Consider the following 18,126-nt stretch of genomic DNA (forward strand, 5'->3'; position numbering starts at 1 on the left):
GCGTTAATCAGACCAAATCAATCTGACACATGCTTAAAGATTACGGGCGAACAGCCGTTACTTCAATTTCAACCAGCCATGCCGGGCTTGCAAGTGCTGCAACCTGCATGACGGAACGTGAAGGCAGGTTAGGCTGTGCTTCGGTGCCGAAGAACTGGGTGTAGCCTTCCATGAAGCCGGCAAAGTCCATCTTGCCACCCTTTTCAGGATCTCCAACGAGGAAAACCTGCATTTTAACAACGTCGCTCATTTTCAGATCGAGCGAAGCCAGTGATTTTTCAATCGACTTAAATACAGTTTCTGTCTGTGCCTTTGTATCACCATAAGCAGCAATCGTATTTTTTTCTGCTTTTTCATCGACTACAGTCGGAACTGCTCCGCTGAGGTAAACGGTTGTTTTTCCTGCCGGTACTTCTACTGCCTGAGCAATCGGGAAATCCGAGCCCGGTGTTTTATGACGAATAACATCTTGAGCAAAAGCCTGGCCAGAAAGCATAACGCCTAAAGCGCAAACTGCAGCAGCTGTCAAATTCTTCATGGATATTTCCTTATATCGATTTACACTTCGATAAGCATTGAAAAAGTGGGCGAGAAAAAGGCCGTCATAAACAGATGCCGTGTTTTACACACGGCATCTGCATTTTATGATTAACGGTTATCGGCTACGTCCTGAGCTGTTACAGGCTCTTTGTAGTCGTTACCGAAATTAGTGCGGATATATGTCACAACGGCAGCAATCTGCTCGTCATTCATCATCTGACCAACTGGTGGCATACCCTTCAAACCGTTCAACAGAACATAGATCGGGTAGCTGGCTTCAGCCAAAGTTTCATTTTTAGCCAATGCCGGATAATAACCAGCCCCAACTGCACCCTTACCTTCTGCCATATGGCAAGCCTGGCAAACAGTTTCGTACAGTTCCTGACCGGTCTGAGCTGCAAAAGTATTGCTGCTGCTCAAACCAGTTCCGGCAGAGTCTGCCAGAGCAGCAGGAGCGGCTACACCAAGAATGGTAGCTGCGGTTGCAGCCAACGCCAATGGGCGAACCAGAAGAGAAATATTTTTCATTTGAATGTTCCTTTCATCGAGCCGAAGAAAGCTAAGGGGAAAACCCTTAGCCTTTGATCACGCGCTCATGAAGTCTGGTGATTGCATCAAGTGACGAAAGGATCGCACCTTCCTGCCAGCCAGGGATGTAAGAGCAATGCTCACCTGCAAGCACAACGCGGCCGTCGATTTTGCAGAGGTTCTGGTAATGCTCTTCACGCATTTCATCAGTCCAGTCACCGGCACAACCCAATGTGTACGGGCTGCGATGCCATGCCCAGCTCACACCGTTTTCAAATTCGTCCTTGTACTGAGGATGAATTTCTGCACCATATTCAACAGCCTTGGCCACGCGATCAGCAGGTGACAAAGAGGTAAACTCATATGAGTTTGGTCCATTCCATGTATAACCGCCGAGCAGAACGCCCTTGCCGCCCATGTTGTAATTGGTGCTTGGGTAGGAAATCTGGCCGATAGGCAGGTTGGTGAAGCTGATGCCACCGAAGATGTGCTCGTCTTCTTCCCAGAAGCGGCGCTTGAACTGCAGACCGAACTTCACAGAAGAAACGTAAGGAACCGCAGCGATTGCACCCTTCATTTCTGAGCTGAGATTGGTTTCAATCTGGGCAAGAATCGGCAGAGGAATGGTGCAGATACACCAGTCAGCGCTTTCTTCTTTCATTGTGCCTGGATTTTCAACATCTTCATAAGTGACGGTTACGCCCTTATCGCTCTGCTGGATTTTGGTGACTTTACACTTGTAAGTGATGAGGTCGCCGACTTCCTTAGCAAAAGCCTGACCGATAACACCCATACCGCCAACAGGCTGGAACATGGTGGTCTGGAATTCATACAGGTTGAAGTTTGACAGATATTGCCACAGATTCGAGCGCAGCAAATCTTCAAACTTGTAAGGATCGCTAGGAACCGGCTTGGCACCAACGCCGCCGCCTGGATCTTTTTCATAACCGCGGAATTCGGCAGTGTGAATGCTCTTCACATAATCGAAATTCTCGTCAAGAACGCCCCATGAGCGCATGGCTTCAAGCAGAATTTCCTGATCTTCCTTGGTTACCAGCTCATCCAGACCGCCCTTTTTGGTTGCTTTTGCAAGCAGACCGGCAGAATGGCTCTGGAAATCAACCTTCACATCACGGATGCGCTGTGGCTTGCCGCCAAAAGCTTCGGTTGAATGCAGGAATGCATTGTAGTTCAGCTGCTGGAATGGCTCCAGTTTAACGCCGAGACGCTTACAATAATCCAGCACCGCATGGTGATGGTAAGGAATACGCCAAGGACCCAGATTGATGTACTGGTCTTTGTCAAATTCACAAGTCTGTGTTGTGCCGTCAATTTCAGTAAACTTGTCACCGCCGTGCACTGTCCAGTTACGGCCACCCGGACGATCATTATATTCGAGGATCTTAACTTTATAGCCAGCCTGACGCATTTCGAGTGCTGCGGTCATACCTGCAAGACCAGCACCCAGAATCAGAACTGTGGCACCTTTAGGATCGCCTTCCAGCTTAACTGGACCTTTGTAACCGGATTCTGCAGCATGACCAAGGCTGGTCATTGCCTGATACATCACCGCACCACCGGCTGTAGCACCGATCAGCGAGAGTAAATCCCGGCGAGTAAAATTCGAAAACGCTTTTGTGCGATTCATTGTTAAAGTTCCTCTTCACTATCCGATAACCATTTCAGCATCGACATCGGGGAGGCTTTAAAGCCCCCACAGAAAGTTCATAACTAATTCCAGCCAAGTTTCAGTCAATTAAAAATAATTCATACTTATAATCAATTTTAGTAATATATTATGCCAAAGAGCCGCCAATAAGTAAATTCAACTCCGATTTAAAGCACAGCAAAACGCTCTACCTAAGCCAGAATCACCAAGCAGTATGATATTCTTAAATTATTTCAAACAAATGCGTTGACAGGACGGTTAAATTCCTGCCCTCATTTCATGAGAGCTTTACACTACTATTTCAATGCAGCCTGCTCATTCCATTATGCCTCAAAACGCACCATTTGACAATTGCCCGCTATAAATCAGCTTTGCGCCCTTTATCAATTTCGTGTGAATGTGCAAGCCCAGATGCAAAATTAGTCGTCAAAACCGCGTGATCCGGCTGTTAGCATCAACAGCTACACAATGCAGAATTCTGTCCCTATATAATAAAGTCAGTAAAGCTCGTGCAGACCTGCATTGCACCGCGACATTCTTTGTCTCACTAGCCGTTCCTCGAAGTTAAAAACGGCTTTTAGCGAGAATGTTTCGGGAAAAGTTTATTTTCCACGTGAAAAGCCTGCAACAAATGCTATACTGAGGCAAAGATGACTAAGAGACGGTACCGGAGTTCGACCTTCGGTCACCGTTTTCTTTTTGTCTGCCGTCATGATGTTTAACCGTTTGGCGCATGAATGGCTGACACGCAAAGGCGTTCAGCACATGGGCCTCTCGCATAATTTTAGCCTGCTAGGCTCACGAAAGGACAGGGTATGGACAAATTTCCGATGACACCCGGCGGTTTCGAAAACCTGAAAGAAGAATTACGCAACCGTCAACAGGTGGAACGTCCGAATATTATTCTGGCCATTTCAGAAGCAAGAGCACATGGCGACCTTTCGGAAAATGCTGAATATCATGCTGCTAAAGAAGCGCAGAGCCTCAATGAAGGCCGCATTTCCGAACTGGAAGACCTGATTGCACGCGCTGAAGTCATTGATGTTACCAAATTGAGCGGCGATCGCATTAAATTTGGTGCAACCATCACTTTGATTGATGAAGAAACCGAAGCGGAAAAGATTTATCAGATTGTTGGCGATCAGGAAGCTGACGTCAAACAGGGTCGTATTTCCATCTCCTCCCCGATTGCGCGCGCGCTGATCGGTAAAGGCGAAGGCGATACAATTGAAGTAAACGCACCGGGCGGCTCACGTTCATATGAAATCCTGAGCTTCAAATTCGTCTAAGAGATAAAAGCAAATGCAGGTTCCCGTCCGGCAAACTGAGGTGTCCGTCCACAAGACAGAGGTCATTGCGCCCAATTTTAAAAAGCGCTTATCCGGTGTCACCTCGACGATTGTTCAGCTTATCCCGTTGCAAAGACGTGAAGGCCTGAACATTGCCACGATGGGGCCTGGCCTGCCTGCCGATCTGCCCCATCTCAAATGGACGGCCATTTTCTCTTTCTGGAGCAAGCCCGAAAAGCGCAACTTTCGCATCTGGCATGCAAGACGTAATGTCGAGATGATTGCGGGCATCCTCATGCGCGATGTATTGCGGATGAAATTGCGTCTTGTATTTACCTCTGCGGCTCAGCGCGATCACAAGCCATTCACCAAATGGCTGATCCGCCGCATGAATGCCGTGATTGCTACCAGCAGCCGTTCAGGCAGCTTTTTGAAAGTGCCTCATACCGTCATCATGCATGGCGTTGATCTGGAACGCTTTCATCCGCCTGTCGATCAGGATGATGAATTTGCATCTTCCGGTCTGGCCGGTAAATATGCCATTGGCTGTTTTGGCCGCGTGCGCCATCAAAAAGGCACCGACCTGTTTGTCGACGCGATGATCAAATTGCTGCCGGATTATCCGGAATGGACAGCCGTCATTACCGGCCGCACCACCGCAGAGCATCAAAGTTTTGAAAACGACCTGAAAACCCGTATTGCTAAAGCAGGCTTACAGGATCGCATTCTGATTTTAGGTGAAGTACCGGACATTCGTGTTTGGTATCGCCGCCTCACACTTTATGTTGCGCCATCACGTAATGAAGGCTTTGGCCTCACACCACTGGAAGCGATGGCGTCGAAAACCGCAGTGGTGGCAAGTAATGCCGGCGCTTATGCGGAAATGATTATTGAAGGCAAAACCGGCTCGGTTGTCCCTGCCGGCGACGGCAATCGTTTGCGGGAAGCCATTCGCCCTTATCTGGCCTCGCCTGAAGTGGCACAGAAACATGCCGAAGCAGCATTGTTAAACACTCAGAAATACTTCCCGCTACAGCGTGAAGCCACATCCATCCGCGAAGTTTATGAGCAGGTTTTCGCACAAAAATAAGTTAGATCCGACAGTTCATAATATCCGCCCGCCCATCTGCTGATCGGCGGGCGAAACATTTTTTGCACAAAATTCAGCGTTTAAATTTCGTTCAGCTTCCATTCATGCAGCATTGTTTATCAATGCATCATGAGCTGCAAATGCAGCAACCAAATTCAGTCTCTTCCGCCTGAATTCAATCAGAGAGTTTACTCCCGAAGGAGAAGCAGAATGAACAAGTTTTTGAAAACCGCAATATTAGGTTTTGCCGCTATGGCAGCCGTTGCAGCGCCTATCAGCACTGCATCCGCAGATTCATGGCGTGGCAATGGCGGTTGGAACAATGGCCGTCACGGCGGCTGGCACGGCGGTCGCAATGACTGGAACAGACCACGCCCGAACTATGACCGTCCGCGCAAACGCGACAGAAGCGATGCGATTGCCGCCGGTGTTATTGGTTTGGCCGCAGGTGCAATCATTGCCGGTGCGCTGTCTCAGCCAAGCCCCCCAACCTATGCGCCTCCTCCGCCACCACGCGTTTATTACCCGCCGCAGCCAGCTTACAACGCCTATCCGCCAGCACCTGCAAGCGTGAAATATCGCGGTGGCGCGCAGCCTTGGTCGCAGGCATGGTATAATTACTGCTCACAGAAGTTCCGTTCTTTCAATCCGAAAACCGGTACTTATCGCGGTTATGACGGTGCTGACCATTTCTGCGTCGCCAACTAATCAAAAAGCCCCCGCGCAGCCATGTTCGGGGGCTTCTTTATAATTGCTTTAATCATACAAGAAATGGATTACCGCGGCGCTCATCACCAAAACGGCTGCCCGGCCCATGGCCGCACAAGAAGCCGACTTCATCGCCGAGCGGCAATAATTTATCTTTAATCGAGCTGATCAAGGCATCATGATCGCCACCCGGCAGATCAGTGCGCCCGACTGAACCGTTGAACAACACATCGCCCACCAGCGCAAAAGATGCAGCTTTATTATAGAAAACCACATGCCCCGGCGAATGCCCCGGGCAGTGAAACACTTCAAAATCATGACCGGAAAACGAAACATGCTCGCCTTCGTTCAGCCATTGATCTGAAGCAAGATTACGCATTTTATCCGGCAGATTATAGCGTGCGGCAGAGCTCTCCACATTGGCCATCAGCTCTTTATCATCAATATGCGGGCCGATAATGTTTACATTCAGCGCATCTTTCAGATCAAGCGCCCCGCCAACATGATCCAGATGCCCATGGGTCAGCCAAATGGCTTCCACATCCACATTATGGGCTTTTACCGCTTCTACGATACGATCAGCATTACCACCCGGATCAATCACGACCCCTTTTTTGGTTTCACTGTCAAACAGCAAAGTACAGTTTTGCTGAAATGCCGTCACCGGTATGATAATCGCCTGTAGCTGCCCCACAATGCACTCCATATATTAAAAAGACTGATCATCAAATATGCCGCCCCGTGCATACAAACAAGGCTTTAGAGCCCCGTGTGTCTGACTTGGCACACAAAAGTCGCTCTAACACTTTAAAATCAGAGCGTAATTTAACCATACACTGATGCAGGCTTAAGGAATTATGCTCCGGCGACACAGAACGATGATTAAAATATAAAAAAACCGATCAGTTTCATGACCGGTTTCCTGTCGCTCTTACCAAAACAAAATATAAGGCAGCCGAAACTTCAGGACTGCCTTATAGTTTTTTTAAGCTTTATTGGCGGCTGCGTTTTTGATCATGCCAATAATAGCAGTCAGAACGATACCACCGATACCACCGCCAGCCAGCTGGCCGATCGCGCCATTCAGCAGGGAATCAAGGCTGCCATTATTCAAAAGCGGCAGTAATTGCCCCAAAATAACACCACCGATACCACCGGCAACAGTATTACCGGTTGTTCCGAGGCTCAAATTCTTAACAGCTCCGGCAATATTGCCGCCAACTGCACCAGAGATCAATTGCAAAACAATAGGCAGAAGAGCATCCATGACTTATCCTTCCCATCAAGGTTGTGCATGAGATTAAAGAATCCAGTTACTTGATGATCATCAGAAAGCCAATAATGTCAAATAAATTGCGATTCATTTACTCATAAAAATAGAATTGACCACAGTCTTCGCATAGAAATACATGGATTAAAGCGTAATATCACTTTATAAAAATGCATAATCAATAATCAGGTAACGTAATAATAAAGCTGCATGCATAACGTTTTGACCATTCACAGGAATAGCCGTGGCTTTGCGGCCTGCGTCATTGAAATCGGTTGCGCATACTGACATATTCATAACCAGATGACCGGAGCTATGATGTGAATTCTGAAAATATAACTGCCTCAGTTGAGACCCCGCTTTCTGCACGCGAGGCAGACAATCTCGATATTATCGAACTCTTGTTCTTCTCTTATCGTGATTTTACCGCTGATCCGGATTTGATCCTTGAAAAAATCGGTTTTGGCCGTGCGCATCACCGCGTGCTCTACTTTATCAATCGTAAGCCCGGCATGACGGTTGCGGAACTTTTAGATTTGTTGCGCATTACCAAACAAAGCCTGTCTCGCGTGCTGAAGCAGCTGATCGACACCGGTCATGTGCTGCAAATCACTGCCGCGCACGACAGACGCCACAGAAAACTATATCCAACCGAGACTGGCCGCACCCTGACATTGTCGCTGGCAACGCCGCAGTCACACCGCATTGCCAGTGCTCTCGACAATTGCTCTGAAGAAGAACGTCATATTATTGAGCGTTTTCTTTATAAAATGGTCAATCCTGATCGCCGGATTCAAATCGACAGTTTTGATCCGGCAGATTATGGTAGTGCAACAGAACGTCCTTTTGTAAAAACCAGTCTTCCATCAACTTAATGCCTGTGACTAACACCTTAGAAAACGGAGTGCGCTATGCTCGTTGAAGATCAACTTATCTCAGATGATGCACCGCACCTGCTGGTTGTTGATGACGATACACGCATCCGCAGTCTGCTTTCGCAATTTCTCACCACCAGCGGCTTTCGCGTCACCATTGCCGCAAGCGCTGCCGAAGCACGGCGTAAGCTGGAAGGCATTGATTTCGACCTGCTCATTCTTGATGTTATGATGCCGGGTGAAACAGGCGTATCCCTCACGCGCTCTTTGCGCGAGAAAAAGACCGTTCCTATTTTGATGCTCACTGCCCTGTCAGAAACCGACAGCCGCATTGATGGCCTGGAAGCAGGTGCAGATGATTATCTGCCAAAACCTTTTGATCCGCGCGAATTGCTGTTGCGCATCAATAATATTCTGCGTCGCGGCGCACCCGCCACTCAGCCAAAAATTGAGCAAATTGTTTTTGGCCCTTACACATTCTTTATTCCGCGCCGCGAATTGAAAAAGGGCAGCGAAGTTATCAAGCTCACCGACCGCGAACGCGATATTATGGCCATATTTGCGGAGCGCGCCGGTGATACCGTCCCGCGTCACGAGCTGACCGGTGCGGAAGGAGAAGTGGGCGAACGCACCATCGACGTGCAGATCAACCGTCTGCGCCGTAAAATCGAGCAGGATCCGGCCACTCCGATCTGGCTGCAAACAGTACGCGGCATTGGTTACAAGCTGAGTATTGAATAGAAACCGCTTTCACAGTTTAAAAGATCAGAACGAAAAGGGACAGAATTTGGCGACTGAGGATCTCAGACCATGACACACCCTTGGACGGCTCTGAAATACTGGTTCAGCACATGGATTCCGAAAGGTCTCTATGCGCGCTCGCTGATTATTATCATCGCGCCGATGGTGCTTTTGCAGTCAGTGGTGGCTTTTGTCTTTATGGAACGCCACTGGCAAATGGTCACCGAGCGCCTTTCAACGGCTGTGGTGCGCGATATTTCCGCTATCATTGATCTGCTGGAAACCTATCCGCAAGAAGCTGATTATGAAAATGTCATCCGCATCGCGCAGCAGCGATTAGCACTCAATATTTCCATTCTGCCGCCTGATCCGCTGCCAGCTCCCAGTCCGAAACCATTCTTTTCTATTCTTGATTATTTCTTGAGCGAGGAAATCACCCGCCAGATCAATCGCCCGTTCTGGATTGATACGGTCGGCGATTCCGATCTCGTTGAAATCCGCGTTAAACTTGAAAATAATGTGCTGCGTGTTTTTGCCAGACGCTCACAGGCCTATGCCTCCAATACCGGCATTTTCCTGACATGGATGGTCGGCACGGCACTTGTATTGCTGACAATTGCGATCTTCTTCCTGCGTAATCAGATCAAGCCGATCCAGCAATTGGCGGATGCTGCCGAAAGCTTTGGTAAAGGGCGCGCAATGCCTGAGGGCTTTAAGCCGCAAGGCGCCGAGGAAGTGCGCAAAGCCGGCATTGCCTTTATCCAGATGCGTGAGCGTATTGAGCGCCAGATCGAGCAGCGCACCGCAATGCTGAGCGGGGTCAGTCATGATCTGCGCACCATTCTGACCCGCTTTAAATTACAATTGGCGCTGGCCGGAAACTCTCTTGATACAGAACCGCTCAATCAGGACATCACCGATATGCAGACCATGCTGGAAGGCTATCTGGCCTTTGCGCGTGGCGAGGGTTCAGAGGAAACTTCTGTGCTTGATCTGCAAATCCTGTTCGACCGGCTGAAACATGACAGCACCTTACGCGGTAAGGATTTAACCGCATCCATTGACGGTTCACCGGATGTGAATGTGCGCCCGAATGATTTTTCCCGACTGGTGTCCAATCTTGTTTCCAATGCGCTGCGCTATGCCGATAAGGTTGATCTGCATGCACGCCATCAGGATGGTTTTCTGGAAATCACCGTAGATGATAACGGCTCCGGTATTCCGGAAGAAAGCCGCGAAGATGTATTCAAGCCGTTTGTGCGTCTTGATGCAGCGCGCAATCAGGATGCAGGCGGAACCGGCCTTGGCCTTGCCATTGCACGCGACATTGCCCGCAGCCACGGCGGCGACATCACCTTGCACGACAGTCCGCTTGGCGGCTTACGCGCAGTCATTCAAATTCCGGCATAATGAGCGACATAAAAAAACCGGCCTCAGCACCTGCTAAGACCGGTTCTAAAATTTCAATCAATAATAAAGATTAAAACAATCTGCCGCCGTTCGGAATGGTTTTGTCTGTTGTCACCAACACCACATCACCAGCTTCATCCGGCATACCGAGTGTCAGCACTTCCGACATGAAAGGGCCGATCTGACGCGGTGGAAAATTCACCACTGCCATCACCTGTTTGCCGACCAGATCTTCCGGCTGATAATGTTTGGTAATCTGCGCCGAAGTTTTCTTCACGCCAATATCGGCACCGAAATCAATCTTCAGTTTGAAAGCAGGCTTGCGTGCTTCAGGAAAAGGCTGCGCTTCAATAATGGTGCCGGCACGAATATCGACCTTTTCAAAGTCGCCCCATGTAATCGTATCGGCAATCACGCTTGTCTCACTCATATCCGTTCCCAGTTTTTATATGTTTCCTGTCGCTTGCTGGCTTGAAAAATCAAGCCTGACCAACAGTTTCAAACAATACACTCTCCATCGCTTCACGCGCTGTAACGCCAGACCAGACAACAAACTGGAAGGCCTGAAAATAGGTTTCGCATGCTTCAATCGCGCTGGAAAGCAACACTTCCACCTGACGGCTGGTTGGCTCTGCACCACCGGCCAGCAAAAGGGATTGGCGATACATAATCGCCCCTTCCTGTCGCCACAGATCAAAATGCCCCATTAAAAGCTGCTCATTGATCAATGATAACAGGCGCAACACCTCGTTAACACGCGGTTCTGCCACTTTAATATCAAAGGCGCAGGCCAGATGCAGCGCCTCATAGTCTTCCATCCATGAAAAAGAAATATGATAGTCCGTCCAGCTTCCCGCGACAGAAATAGCAATTTCGTCGTCTCCGGTGCGCTCAAAAGACCATTCATTTGAATTGGCAACATGCTCGATCACATCAACGGGATGTAATTCACGTGCGAATTCAAGCTCCACAAGGCTCATATCTGTTTCCTGTCCTGCACGCATCAGCGTATTCTTAGTCCGGCGAACATGATGCTCACCTGGTTCGCTCTGCTTGCAGCGCAAAACACTCGCGCAAACAAAGAAACCGGATTGATAGGTTGAACCATAAATCACCGGTCGGGTGATCTACCGTTCAAGGGCACACGCACATACGCAACGATACTGGCCAAAGATATTGGCTTACTGACTCGGAAAGCAGTCTGAAAAACGCCCAGACCTACATATAGCCCCACAAGTAGCCCCCACCACTTGAACTCCATGACCCCGATTTCGAATCATGTAGTGTTTTCAGTCTATTGATGCAGACTCTGAGCGCTAGTCCCTTTTATAAAAACAGGCGAGAAAGGATGTGGAAACATGAAAACGGGCACTGTCGTGCCCGTCGTTAAAGGATTCAATCACAAGGGATTTTCGCCCTTTTTGCCTGTTGATAAATTTCTTGTTAAAAACTTTATGCACAAGCGTAAAAAACAGCGTTTAGCAGAAATTCTGCTTAAGAATCAGACTCTAGCTTGGTTAACCGTGCTTCGAGCGCTTCGATTTTCTGCAACAGAGCTGCATTTTCAGCGCGTGCCTTGATCGCCAGATCACGCACAATCTCAAACTCCTCACGCTGCACCACATCCAGCGCATTGAGGACGCGTTCGCCCTGCGAGCGCAATGCGGTTTCAACTTCGCCGCGCACACCCTGTGCAGCGCCAGCCGCATCGGTCACGAGTTTGGCCAGTTCATCCAGAATTCTGTTCGATCCGCTGGTCATGACTATCATCCTTGTCATTTGCACAAAGGGCATCACGCCCGTTTGATTTCAGTAATTGCTGACTTATTTTCAGATTTAAGACCCGCAAGCTTCCTATGCAAGCACGAGAATTAAAATCTGCTACTGGAAAAACCCATCCAAGATCGTTTATATAGCGGTACGCGTGACTTAAATATCCGTTATTTAGTCCGATTTTATTTATAGCAAGGCTTGCACGATTTCCGGAGAATTTGAATGTCGACCCAACTCCTGCCTCTCTCGAGCCTTGCTTTTCCTGATATTGATCCGGTGATTTTCTCAGTCGGGCCGCTTGCCATCCACTGGTATGGCTTGGGCTATATTATTGGCATTTTATTTGCATGGTGGTACGGCAAAAAGCTTTTGCAAAACCATCGTCTCTGGGCGCACAACCAAGCACCGATGCAGCCGATCATGCTTGATGATTTTGTCGTCTGGGCAGCGCTCGGTGTCGTCATCGGTGGCCGTCTCGGTTATGTGCTGTTTTATAATTTCAGCTTCTACATTTCCAATCCGCTTGCCATTCCCGCAGTCTGGGACGGCGGCATGTCCTTTCATGGCGGCATTCTCGGCACCACCATTGCAATGATCCTTTTTGCACGCTCGCGCAAAATTGCAGTCTGGAGCATGTTTGATGTGATTGCTGCCGGTGTGCCAATCGGCCTTGGCGTTGTGCGTATCGCCAATTTCATCAATTCCGAACTCTGGGGACGTGTCAGTGATGTGCCTTGGGCATTTTACTTCCCCAATGGCGGAGAGCTGCCGCGCCATCCAAGCCAGCTTTATGAAGCAGCGCTTGAAGGTTTTGTGCTTTTCATCATCCTCGCCATTCTCGTCTGGGGTTTCAAAAAACTCAAAAAACCGGGCTTTATCGCTGGCGCATTTGTCACCGGCTATGGCGTCTCGCGCATTATTGTCGAGTTCTTCCGTGAACCGGATGCCCAGCTTGGCTATCTGGCCGGCGACTGGCTCACCATGGGCATGGTTTTATCAGTACCGATGGTCTTGCTCGGCCTTTGGGCGATGATCCGTGCGCAAATGGCAGCACCTGAAGCTGCCAGACCTTAAGTTTAAGACAAGCACCATGTCCTCATCCAGTCTCGCACAGCGCCTCAAGCGCCGCATTGAAGCCCAGGGGCCGATCACGGTCAGCGAATATATGCTGGCCTGCCTTGGTGATCGTGAAGCTGGTTATTACATGGTGCAGGAGCCTTTCGGCGCGAAGGGTGATTTTATCACAGCACCTGAAGTCAGCCAGATGTTTGGCGAGCTGATTGGCGTCTGGTGTGTGTCGCAATGGCTGGCCATGGGCAAACCAGCCACGTTCACCCTTTGTGAAATGGGACCGGGCCGCGGCACATTGATGAAAGACTTGCTGCGCACAGCGCAACAATTAAGCCCTGAATTCATCGCAGCCGCCCATATTACCATGGTGGAAACCAGCCCGCGCCTAACCGACATTCAGCGCCAGACTTTAGCACCCTTTAAGCTACCGGTTACATGGACGGACGACTTCCAAAAGCTAGAAAAACAACCGCTTATCATGGTTGCCAATGAGCTTTTCGATGCTTTGCCGATGCGCCAATATGTGAAAAAACAAGGACGTTTTCACGAGCGTGTCATCGCATTGGATGAAAATGGCGCTTTTATTTTTACTGCCAGCAACTATTCAGTTGATGCAAGTCTCCTGCCCGCAGATCACCAGTCTGCGCCGGAAGGTGCAATTTTTGAAGTCGCACCGGCGCGTTCCGGCCTGATGCAACAAATCAGCGACCATATTGCGCAATTTGAAGGCAGCGCCCTGCTAATCGATTACGGCCACCTCACCCAAGGCTACGGCGATACGCTGCAAGCTATGCTCAAACACAATTTTGATGATGTTTTTGCCAATCCCGGTGCAGCTGACATCACCAGCCATGTGGATTTTTTTGCACTTAAAAACATCGCATCACAAGCCGGAGTAAACAGCGCCACGCAAACACAAGGCGCGTTTTTATTAAATATGGGTTTGCTTGACCGCGCCGGACAATTGGGCCGCGGCAAATCTTTAGCTGAGCAACAGCAATTGCAAGCTGATGTCGAACGGTTGGCCGCTCCCGATCAGATGGGAAACCTCTTTAAGGTTCTGAGTGTCAGTTCCTCTTCCATTGCCCCTTTGCCTTATGACATGCCATCTTCAGCTGTCAGTTAATGCACTGCCATTAGCCATTCTTTGCATTGACAAGCGTGCAATGCTCCACAACAATCGCGTTTTTTGACGAAAGCTTTTTAAAATGCCAACCGACGTGACAAAGCCGCAACCACTGCGTTCAACGCAACTTGAAAAATCGGATGCCTCATCCGGCAGCACAATCGTGCATGGTTTTTTCAATCGTGTCGGCGGCATATCCGAAGGCATTTATGCAGGGCTTAATGTCGGCACCGGCTCTCATGACAATCAGGATCATGTGACGGAAAACCGCCGTTTGGTGGCAGAATTTTTAGGCGTGAAGCCTGAAAACCTCACCACCGTGCATCAGGTGCATTCGCCCAATGTGGTTAAGGTCACTGAGCCGCTCAGCTCGCCAAAACCGCAAGCCGATGCGATGGTCACCAATGTTCCGGGCATTGCACTTGGTGCGCTCACGGCTGATTGCGGCCCTGTGCTTTTTGCCGATCATCAGGCAGGCATTATTGGTGCAGCACATGCGGGTTGGCGCGGCGCATTAGGCGGCGTATTAGAAAACACCATCACGGCCATGATTGAACTGGGTGCCGCCCGCGAAAATATCATCGCTGTTCTCGGCCCCGCCATCGGCCCTGAAAATTATGAAGTCGGCGCAGAATTTTATCAGCAATTTTTGCGCGAAAACAATGACTCTGCCCAATATTTCGCGCCTTCTGTGAAACCAGAGCATTATATGTTCAATCTCTGGCGCTTTATCACCGACCGCTTGGAAAAAGCAGGGGTGCAGGCCACAGCGCTGGAAGAATGTACCTATGGAGATGAGGAAAGGTTCTTTTCCTATCGCCGCACAACACATCGAGCTGAGCCGGATTACGGCCGCCAGATCGCAGCAATTGCGATAAGGGAGTAAGAGATGGCACTTCATTTTGAACCGGAAGAATACGCCGCACGACGCGATCGTCTGAAACTGAAAATGGACGAAGAAAAGCTTGATGCCATTCTGCTCTTTGCGCAGGAAAGCATGTATTGGCTAACCGGCTATGACAGTTTCGGCTTTGGTTTTTTCCAATGTCTGATTGTAAAATCCGACGGTTCGATGGTGCTTTTAACCCGCGCCGCTGATTTACGTCAGGCACGCCATACATCCAATATTGATAATATCATCCAATGGACAGACCGTGACAATGCCAATCCGGCAGTAGATCTGCGTAATTTGTTGAGCGAATTGGACTTGCTCGGCAGCCGTATTGGTATTGAATATCAGACCCATGGCTTGACCGGTTCCAACGCGCGCAAACTTGACGACCAGTTGCAAAGCTTTGCCAAAATCATTGATGCCTCATCCTTTGTTGATCAGCTGCGTTTGTTGAAAAGTCCGGCTGAAATCGGCTTTATCAAAAAAGCTGCCGAATTGAGCGATGAGGTGCTGGATAGAGCGCTGGAACTTATTCAGGCCGGTGCCAGCGAAGCTGACATTCTGGCCGCCATGATCAGCGCCAATATTGCCGCCAACGGCGATTTTCCGGCCAATGATTATAGTATCGGCTCTGGCAAAGATGCACTGCTGTGCCGCTATAAAGCGGGTCGGCGCAAATTAAACAAAAACGATCAGCTGACTTTGGAATGGTCGGGAGTTTACCGCCATTACCATGCGCCGATGATGCGCACAGTGCTGACCGGCAAACCATCCAAGCGCCATTTGGAGCTTTATGAAGCAGCCAGCGAAGCCTTGGCTGTTGTTGAAAAATCGCTCAATGCCACATCCAGTTTCGGTGATGTGTTTGAGTCTTATGCAAAAGTGATGGAAGCGCATGATCTGACGCGCCATCGCATGAATGTTTGCGGCTATTCGGTAGGCGCACGTTTTGCTCCGACATGGATGGAGCCACAAATGTTTAATGCTGGCAATCCGGAGCGCATCCAGCCGGACATGACCCTTTGTGCCAATATCATCATCATGGATTCCGATACTGAAACCGCGATGACTTTGGGGCAGACCTATTTGACGACCAATGCAGAGGCAGTGTCGCTCACCCGCCACTCCACCGAGCTGATTGTTAAATGAACGAAAATATGATTATTTATTAACGGGTGTTTCATGCGGTAGCTCAAATGGGAGCAGGCGCATTTCAGGAGCATAAAGCCGGACATGAATAAATATCAGTTTTGGAGTGTTCTCCTTTTCGGCGCTGTTTTGACCGGCTGTAACAACACGCAGTCTGCACTGGATATTGGCAATAATAATGTGGTGAGCAGTGCACCGACAACGCCTGTCAGCGCCAGCACATTGCCCGCTCCGGCAGGCAGCACATCCATGACATCCGCCAACAGTGTAAACAGCACAAGTGGCACAGCCACCGCGACCGCCACCCAAAATACATCCGTTACTGCCGCACGTCCGGCTGCAACAGCACAAAGCCTTTATATCGCTCCCATCATCGGCGCACCGCTTAATGTGGTCACACCAATGACCCAGCGCCTCACCCAAACAGCACAGGCGCGCGGCATCACGCTGACAGGCAATGAAAATAGTCCCTCTTCCCACGTCATGAAAGGCTATTTTTCAGCCCTTGCCGATAACGGGCAAACGACAGTGCTTTATGTATGGGATGTGCTTGATCCGGCGGGCAATCGTCTGCACCGCATCCAGGGCGAGCAAAAAGTGCAAGGTACAACCACTGATTCCTGGGGTGCGGTAACACCAAATGCGATGGAAGCCATCGCCGATCAAACGATTCAGCAATATCTTAATTGGAAAAACAGCTCCCGTTCATGATAAAAATCTTGCAAAAGAATATATTTTTGTGACAAAAAAGCCGAAATCACCTGTTTTTTGGGAAAATAACCCACAGAGCCTGTGGGAAACTGACTTTATATCACAATATTAACAGAGTGTGACCAATCGACCCTTTGCAATTTCTACGAGTCTTTGTAAAAGGCCGCTAATCCGAGATATCGCATCCAACCGCCTTGCGCCCTAAAATATAGCAATTAGGGAAGCTGGCAGTATTGGCATATCTGCGGGGTGTTTGGAATCCGCGCATGAGCGTAACCGGAATGGTTCAGGTTTCACGATCGTGCGTCATCGCTTGAGAGCAGCGTCAGAGGCAAAATATGAAACTTTTCGCGGGCAACTCCAATCAGGTTCTTGCCGAATCTGTTGCTAATTATCTCAATATTCCTATGGGCAAAGCCACTGTAAAGCGCTTTGCGGATCAGGAAATCTTTGTTGAGATTCAGGAAAATGTTCGTGGTGAAGACGTTTTCGTCATGCAGTCCACGTCCTACCCGACCAATGATCACCTGATGGAACTGCTGATCATGATCGACGCTTTCCGTCGTTCATCAGCACGTCGTATCACAGCCGTTATTCCTTATTACGGCTATGCCCGTCAGGACAGAAAGCCGGGTCCGCGTACCCCTATTTCTGCTAAGCTTGTTGCTAACCTCATCACTGAAGCCGGTGCAAACCGCGTTCTGACCCTTGACCTTCATGCAGGTCAGATTCAGGGCTTCTTCGATATCCCGACCGACAATCTCTATGCGGTTCCGGTTATTGCCCGTGATGTGAAAGCCAATTACGAAACATCCAACTGCATGGTGGTTTCACCGGATGTTGGCGGCGTTGTTCGTGCCCGTTCATTGGCTAAACGTATTGGCGCTAATCTGGCGATCGTGGATAAACGCCGCGAACGCGCCGGTGAATCCGAAGTGATGAACGTCATCGGTGAAGTGGCTGGCAAAGATTGCTTGCTGTTTGATGATATCGTCGATTCCGGCGGTACATTGTGTAATGCGGCTGAAGCTCTGCTTGAAAAAGGCGCTTCAAGCGTTACCGCTTACATCACCCACGGCGTTCTGTCTGGCGCTGCGGTCAATCGCATCACCTCTTCAAAGCTTAAGGAACTGGTGATCACCGATTCCATTCAGCCATCCGAAGAAATTCTTGCAGCTTCCAATATTCGCGTTCTCTCAATTGCTCCACTGATTGGCGAAGCAATTGCCCGTACCGCTGCAGAAGAATCTGTATCCAGCCTGTTCGACTAATATTTTTAATTAA

The 18,126-nt window shown here is 49.4% G+C and carries 20 protein-coding genes; 12 read left to right on the plus strand and 8 right to left on the minus strand.

Annotation, left to right across the window (positions count from 1 at the left end; translation table 11 throughout):
* Positions 1–40 precede the first annotated feature (40 nt).
* The 3 genes from FHS77_RS02065 to FHS77_RS02075 form a co-directional block, all read right to left on the minus strand.
* A complete protein-coding gene (locus tag FHS77_RS02065; protein WP_184219243.1) occupies positions 41–538 on the minus strand; it encodes a RidA family protein in 498 nt (165 codons plus the stop codon).
* Positions 539–648: 110 nt separating this feature from the next.
* Positions 649–1,068 (minus strand): c-type cytochrome, encoded by a 420-nt coding sequence (locus tag FHS77_RS02070; RefSeq protein ID WP_184219246.1) that lies wholly within the window; start codon positions 1,066–1,068, stop codon positions 649–651.
* Between the two features lie 46 nt (positions 1,069–1,114).
* Positions 1,115–2,716, minus strand: a complete 1,602-nt coding sequence (locus tag FHS77_RS02075) for a flavin monoamine oxidase family protein (RefSeq protein WP_184219249.1) — start codon at positions 2,714–2,716, stop codon at positions 1,115–1,117.
* Positions 2,717–3,552: 836 nt separating this feature from the next.
* Between FHS77_RS02075 and greA the strand changes: the two genes are divergently transcribed.
* The 3 genes from greA to FHS77_RS02090 all read left to right on the plus strand — a co-directional run bounded on the left by greA (position 3,553) and on the right by FHS77_RS02090 (position 5,824).
* Positions 3,553–4,026 (plus strand): transcription elongation factor GreA, encoded by a 474-nt coding sequence (greA, locus tag FHS77_RS02080; RefSeq protein WP_184219252.1) that lies wholly within the window; start codon positions 3,553–3,555, stop codon positions 4,024–4,026.
* A 40-nt stretch (positions 4,027–4,066) separates the two neighbouring features.
* Positions 4,067–5,116, plus strand: a complete 1,050-nt coding sequence (locus FHS77_RS02085) for a glycosyltransferase family 4 protein (protein ID WP_374786188.1) — start codon at positions 4,067–4,069, stop codon at positions 5,114–5,116.
* A 210-nt stretch (positions 5,117–5,326) separates the two neighbouring features.
* Complete coding sequence (locus FHS77_RS02090) at positions 5,327–5,824, plus strand: BA14K family protein (RefSeq protein WP_184219258.1); 498 nt, start codon at positions 5,327–5,329, stop codon at positions 5,822–5,824.
* Positions 5,825–5,876: 52 nt separating this feature from the next.
* Here FHS77_RS02090 and FHS77_RS02095 read toward each other — a convergent pair whose 3' ends face one another.
* Together FHS77_RS02095 and FHS77_RS02100 are read right to left on the minus strand one after the other, a co-directional pair.
* Positions 5,877–6,518 carry an MBL fold metallo-hydrolase gene (locus FHS77_RS02095; protein WP_184219261.1) on the minus strand — a complete coding sequence of 214 codons (642 nt, stop codon included), beginning with the start codon at positions 6,516–6,518 and terminating at the stop codon, positions 5,877–5,879.
* A gap of 291 nt (positions 6,519–6,809) precedes the next feature.
* Positions 6,810–7,091: a hypothetical protein gene (locus FHS77_RS02100; protein ID WP_184219264.1), complete on the minus strand. Its 282-nt coding sequence runs from the start codon at positions 7,089–7,091 to the stop codon at positions 6,810–6,812.
* Between the two features lie 323 nt (positions 7,092–7,414).
* Between FHS77_RS02100 and FHS77_RS02105 the strand changes: the two genes are divergently transcribed.
* The 3 genes from FHS77_RS02105 to FHS77_RS02115 all read left to right on the plus strand — a co-directional run bounded on the left by FHS77_RS02105 (position 7,415) and on the right by FHS77_RS02115 (position 10,120).
* The gene (locus FHS77_RS02105; RefSeq protein WP_184219267.1) at positions 7,415–7,969 is read left to right on the plus strand and encodes a MarR family transcriptional regulator; all 555 of its coding nucleotides are present in this window, start codon (positions 7,415–7,417) and stop codon (positions 7,967–7,969) included.
* A 36-nt stretch (positions 7,970–8,005) separates the two neighbouring features.
* Positions 8,006–8,710 (plus strand): response regulator, encoded by a 705-nt coding sequence (locus FHS77_RS02110; RefSeq protein ID WP_184219270.1) that lies wholly within the window; start codon positions 8,006–8,008, stop codon positions 8,708–8,710.
* Positions 8,711–8,779: 69 nt separating this feature from the next.
* Positions 8,780–10,120, plus strand: coding sequence for an ATP-binding protein (locus FHS77_RS02115; RefSeq protein WP_184219272.1), 1,341 nt, complete (start codon positions 8,780–8,782; stop codon positions 10,118–10,120).
* A gap of 70 nt (positions 10,121–10,190) precedes the next feature.
* Here FHS77_RS02115 and FHS77_RS02120 read toward each other — a convergent pair whose 3' ends face one another.
* The 3 genes from FHS77_RS02120 to FHS77_RS02130 form a co-directional block, all read right to left on the minus strand.
* A complete protein-coding gene (locus FHS77_RS02120) occupies positions 10,191–10,550 on the minus strand; it encodes a tRNA-binding protein (protein ID WP_184219275.1) in 360 nt (119 codons plus the stop codon).
* A gap of 49 nt (positions 10,551–10,599) precedes the next feature.
* On the minus strand, positions 10,600–11,100 hold the full coding sequence (locus FHS77_RS02125; RefSeq protein ID WP_184219647.1) for a type III secretion system chaperone family protein: 501 nt from the start codon (positions 11,098–11,100) through the stop codon (positions 10,600–10,602).
* 514 nt (positions 11,101–11,614) lie between these two features.
* On the minus strand, positions 11,615–11,881 hold the full coding sequence (locus FHS77_RS02130; protein WP_184219278.1) for an accessory factor UbiK family protein: 267 nt from the start codon (positions 11,879–11,881) through the stop codon (positions 11,615–11,617).
* A 234-nt stretch (positions 11,882–12,115) separates the two neighbouring features.
* Here FHS77_RS02130 and lgt point away from each other — a divergent pair, with 234 nt between their 5' ends.
* From lgt to FHS77_RS02160, 6 genes are all read left to right on the plus strand, one after another.
* Positions 12,116–12,967, plus strand: coding sequence for a prolipoprotein diacylglyceryl transferase (lgt, locus tag FHS77_RS02135; protein ID WP_184219281.1), 852 nt, complete (start codon positions 12,116–12,118; stop codon positions 12,965–12,967).
* A gap of 16 nt (positions 12,968–12,983) precedes the next feature.
* On the plus strand, positions 12,984–14,090 hold the full coding sequence (locus tag FHS77_RS02140) for a class I SAM-dependent methyltransferase (RefSeq protein WP_184219284.1): 1,107 nt from the start codon (positions 12,984–12,986) through the stop codon (positions 14,088–14,090).
* Between the two features lie 82 nt (positions 14,091–14,172).
* Positions 14,173–14,976 carry a peptidoglycan editing factor PgeF gene (gene pgeF / locus FHS77_RS02145; protein ID WP_184219287.1) on the plus strand — a complete coding sequence of 268 codons (804 nt, stop codon included), beginning with the start codon at positions 14,173–14,175 and terminating at the stop codon, positions 14,974–14,976.
* 3 nt (positions 14,977–14,979) lie between these two features.
* Positions 14,980–16,131, plus strand: coding sequence for a M24 family metallopeptidase (locus FHS77_RS02150; RefSeq protein ID WP_184219289.1), 1,152 nt, complete (start codon positions 14,980–14,982; stop codon positions 16,129–16,131).
* Positions 16,132–16,215: 84 nt separating this feature from the next.
* Positions 16,216–16,842 carry a hypothetical protein gene (locus tag FHS77_RS02155; RefSeq protein ID WP_184219292.1) on the plus strand — a complete coding sequence of 209 codons (627 nt, stop codon included), beginning with the start codon at positions 16,216–16,218 and terminating at the stop codon, positions 16,840–16,842.
* A gap of 338 nt (positions 16,843–17,180) precedes the next feature.
* Positions 17,181–18,113 carry a ribose-phosphate pyrophosphokinase gene (locus FHS77_RS02160; protein ID WP_184219295.1) on the plus strand — a complete coding sequence of 311 codons (933 nt, stop codon included), beginning with the start codon at positions 17,181–17,183 and terminating at the stop codon, positions 18,111–18,113.
* Positions 18,114–18,126 lie beyond the last annotated feature (13 nt).

Source organism: Paenochrobactrum gallinarii, assembly GCF_014205685.1.
GTDB classification, from domain to species: Bacteria; Pseudomonadota; Alphaproteobacteria; order Rhizobiales; family Rhizobiaceae; genus Paenochrobactrum; species Paenochrobactrum gallinarii.

Bases quoted from the DNA above. Each gene is read 5' to 3' on its own strand.
- FHS77_RS02065 (WP_184219243.1), bottom strand. From the start codon at position 538: ATGAAGAATTTGACAGCTGCTGCAGTTTGCGCTTTAGGCGTTATGCTT.
- FHS77_RS02070 (WP_184219246.1), bottom strand. From the start codon at position 1,068: ATGAAAAATATTTCTCTTCTGGTTCGCCCATTGGCGTTGGCTGCAACC.
- FHS77_RS02075 (WP_184219249.1), bottom strand. From the start codon at position 2,716: ATGAATCGCACAAAAGCGTTTTCGAATTTTACTCGCCGGGATTTACTC.
- greA (WP_184219252.1), top strand. From the start codon at position 3,553: ATGGACAAATTTCCGATGACACCCGGCGGTTTCGAAAACCTGAAAGAA.
- FHS77_RS02090 (WP_184219258.1), top strand. From the start codon at position 5,327: ATGAACAAGTTTTTGAAAACCGCAATATTAGGTTTTGCCGCTATGGCA.
- FHS77_RS02100 (WP_184219264.1), bottom strand. From the start codon at position 7,091: ATGGATGCTCTTCTGCCTATTGTTTTGCAATTGATCTCTGGTGCAGTT.
- FHS77_RS02110 (WP_184219270.1), top strand. From the start codon at position 8,006: ATGCTCGTTGAAGATCAACTTATCTCAGATGATGCACCGCACCTGCTG.
- FHS77_RS02115 (WP_184219272.1), top strand. From the start codon at position 8,780: ATGACACACCCTTGGACGGCTCTGAAATACTGGTTCAGCACATGGATT.
- FHS77_RS02120 (WP_184219275.1), bottom strand. From the start codon at position 10,550: ATGAGTGAGACAAGCGTGATTGCCGATACGATTACATGGGGCGACTTT.
- FHS77_RS02125 (WP_184219647.1), bottom strand. From the start codon at position 11,100: ATGAGCCTTGTGGAGCTTGAATTCGCACGTGAATTACATCCCGTTGAT.
- FHS77_RS02130 (WP_184219278.1), bottom strand. From the start codon at position 11,881: ATGACCAGCGGATCGAACAGAATTCTGGATGAACTGGCCAAACTCGTG.
- lgt (WP_184219281.1), top strand. From the start codon at position 12,116: ATGTCGACCCAACTCCTGCCTCTCTCGAGCCTTGCTTTTCCTGATATT.
- FHS77_RS02140 (WP_184219284.1), top strand. From the start codon at position 12,984: ATGTCCTCATCCAGTCTCGCACAGCGCCTCAAGCGCCGCATTGAAGCC.
- pgeF (WP_184219287.1), top strand. From the start codon at position 14,173: ATGCCAACCGACGTGACAAAGCCGCAACCACTGCGTTCAACGCAACTT.
- FHS77_RS02150 (WP_184219289.1), top strand. From the start codon at position 14,980: ATGGCACTTCATTTTGAACCGGAAGAATACGCCGCACGACGCGATCGT.
- FHS77_RS02155 (WP_184219292.1), top strand. From the start codon at position 16,216: ATGAATAAATATCAGTTTTGGAGTGTTCTCCTTTTCGGCGCTGTTTTG.
- FHS77_RS02160 (WP_184219295.1), top strand. From the start codon at position 17,181: ATGAAACTTTTCGCGGGCAACTCCAATCAGGTTCTTGCCGAATCTGTT.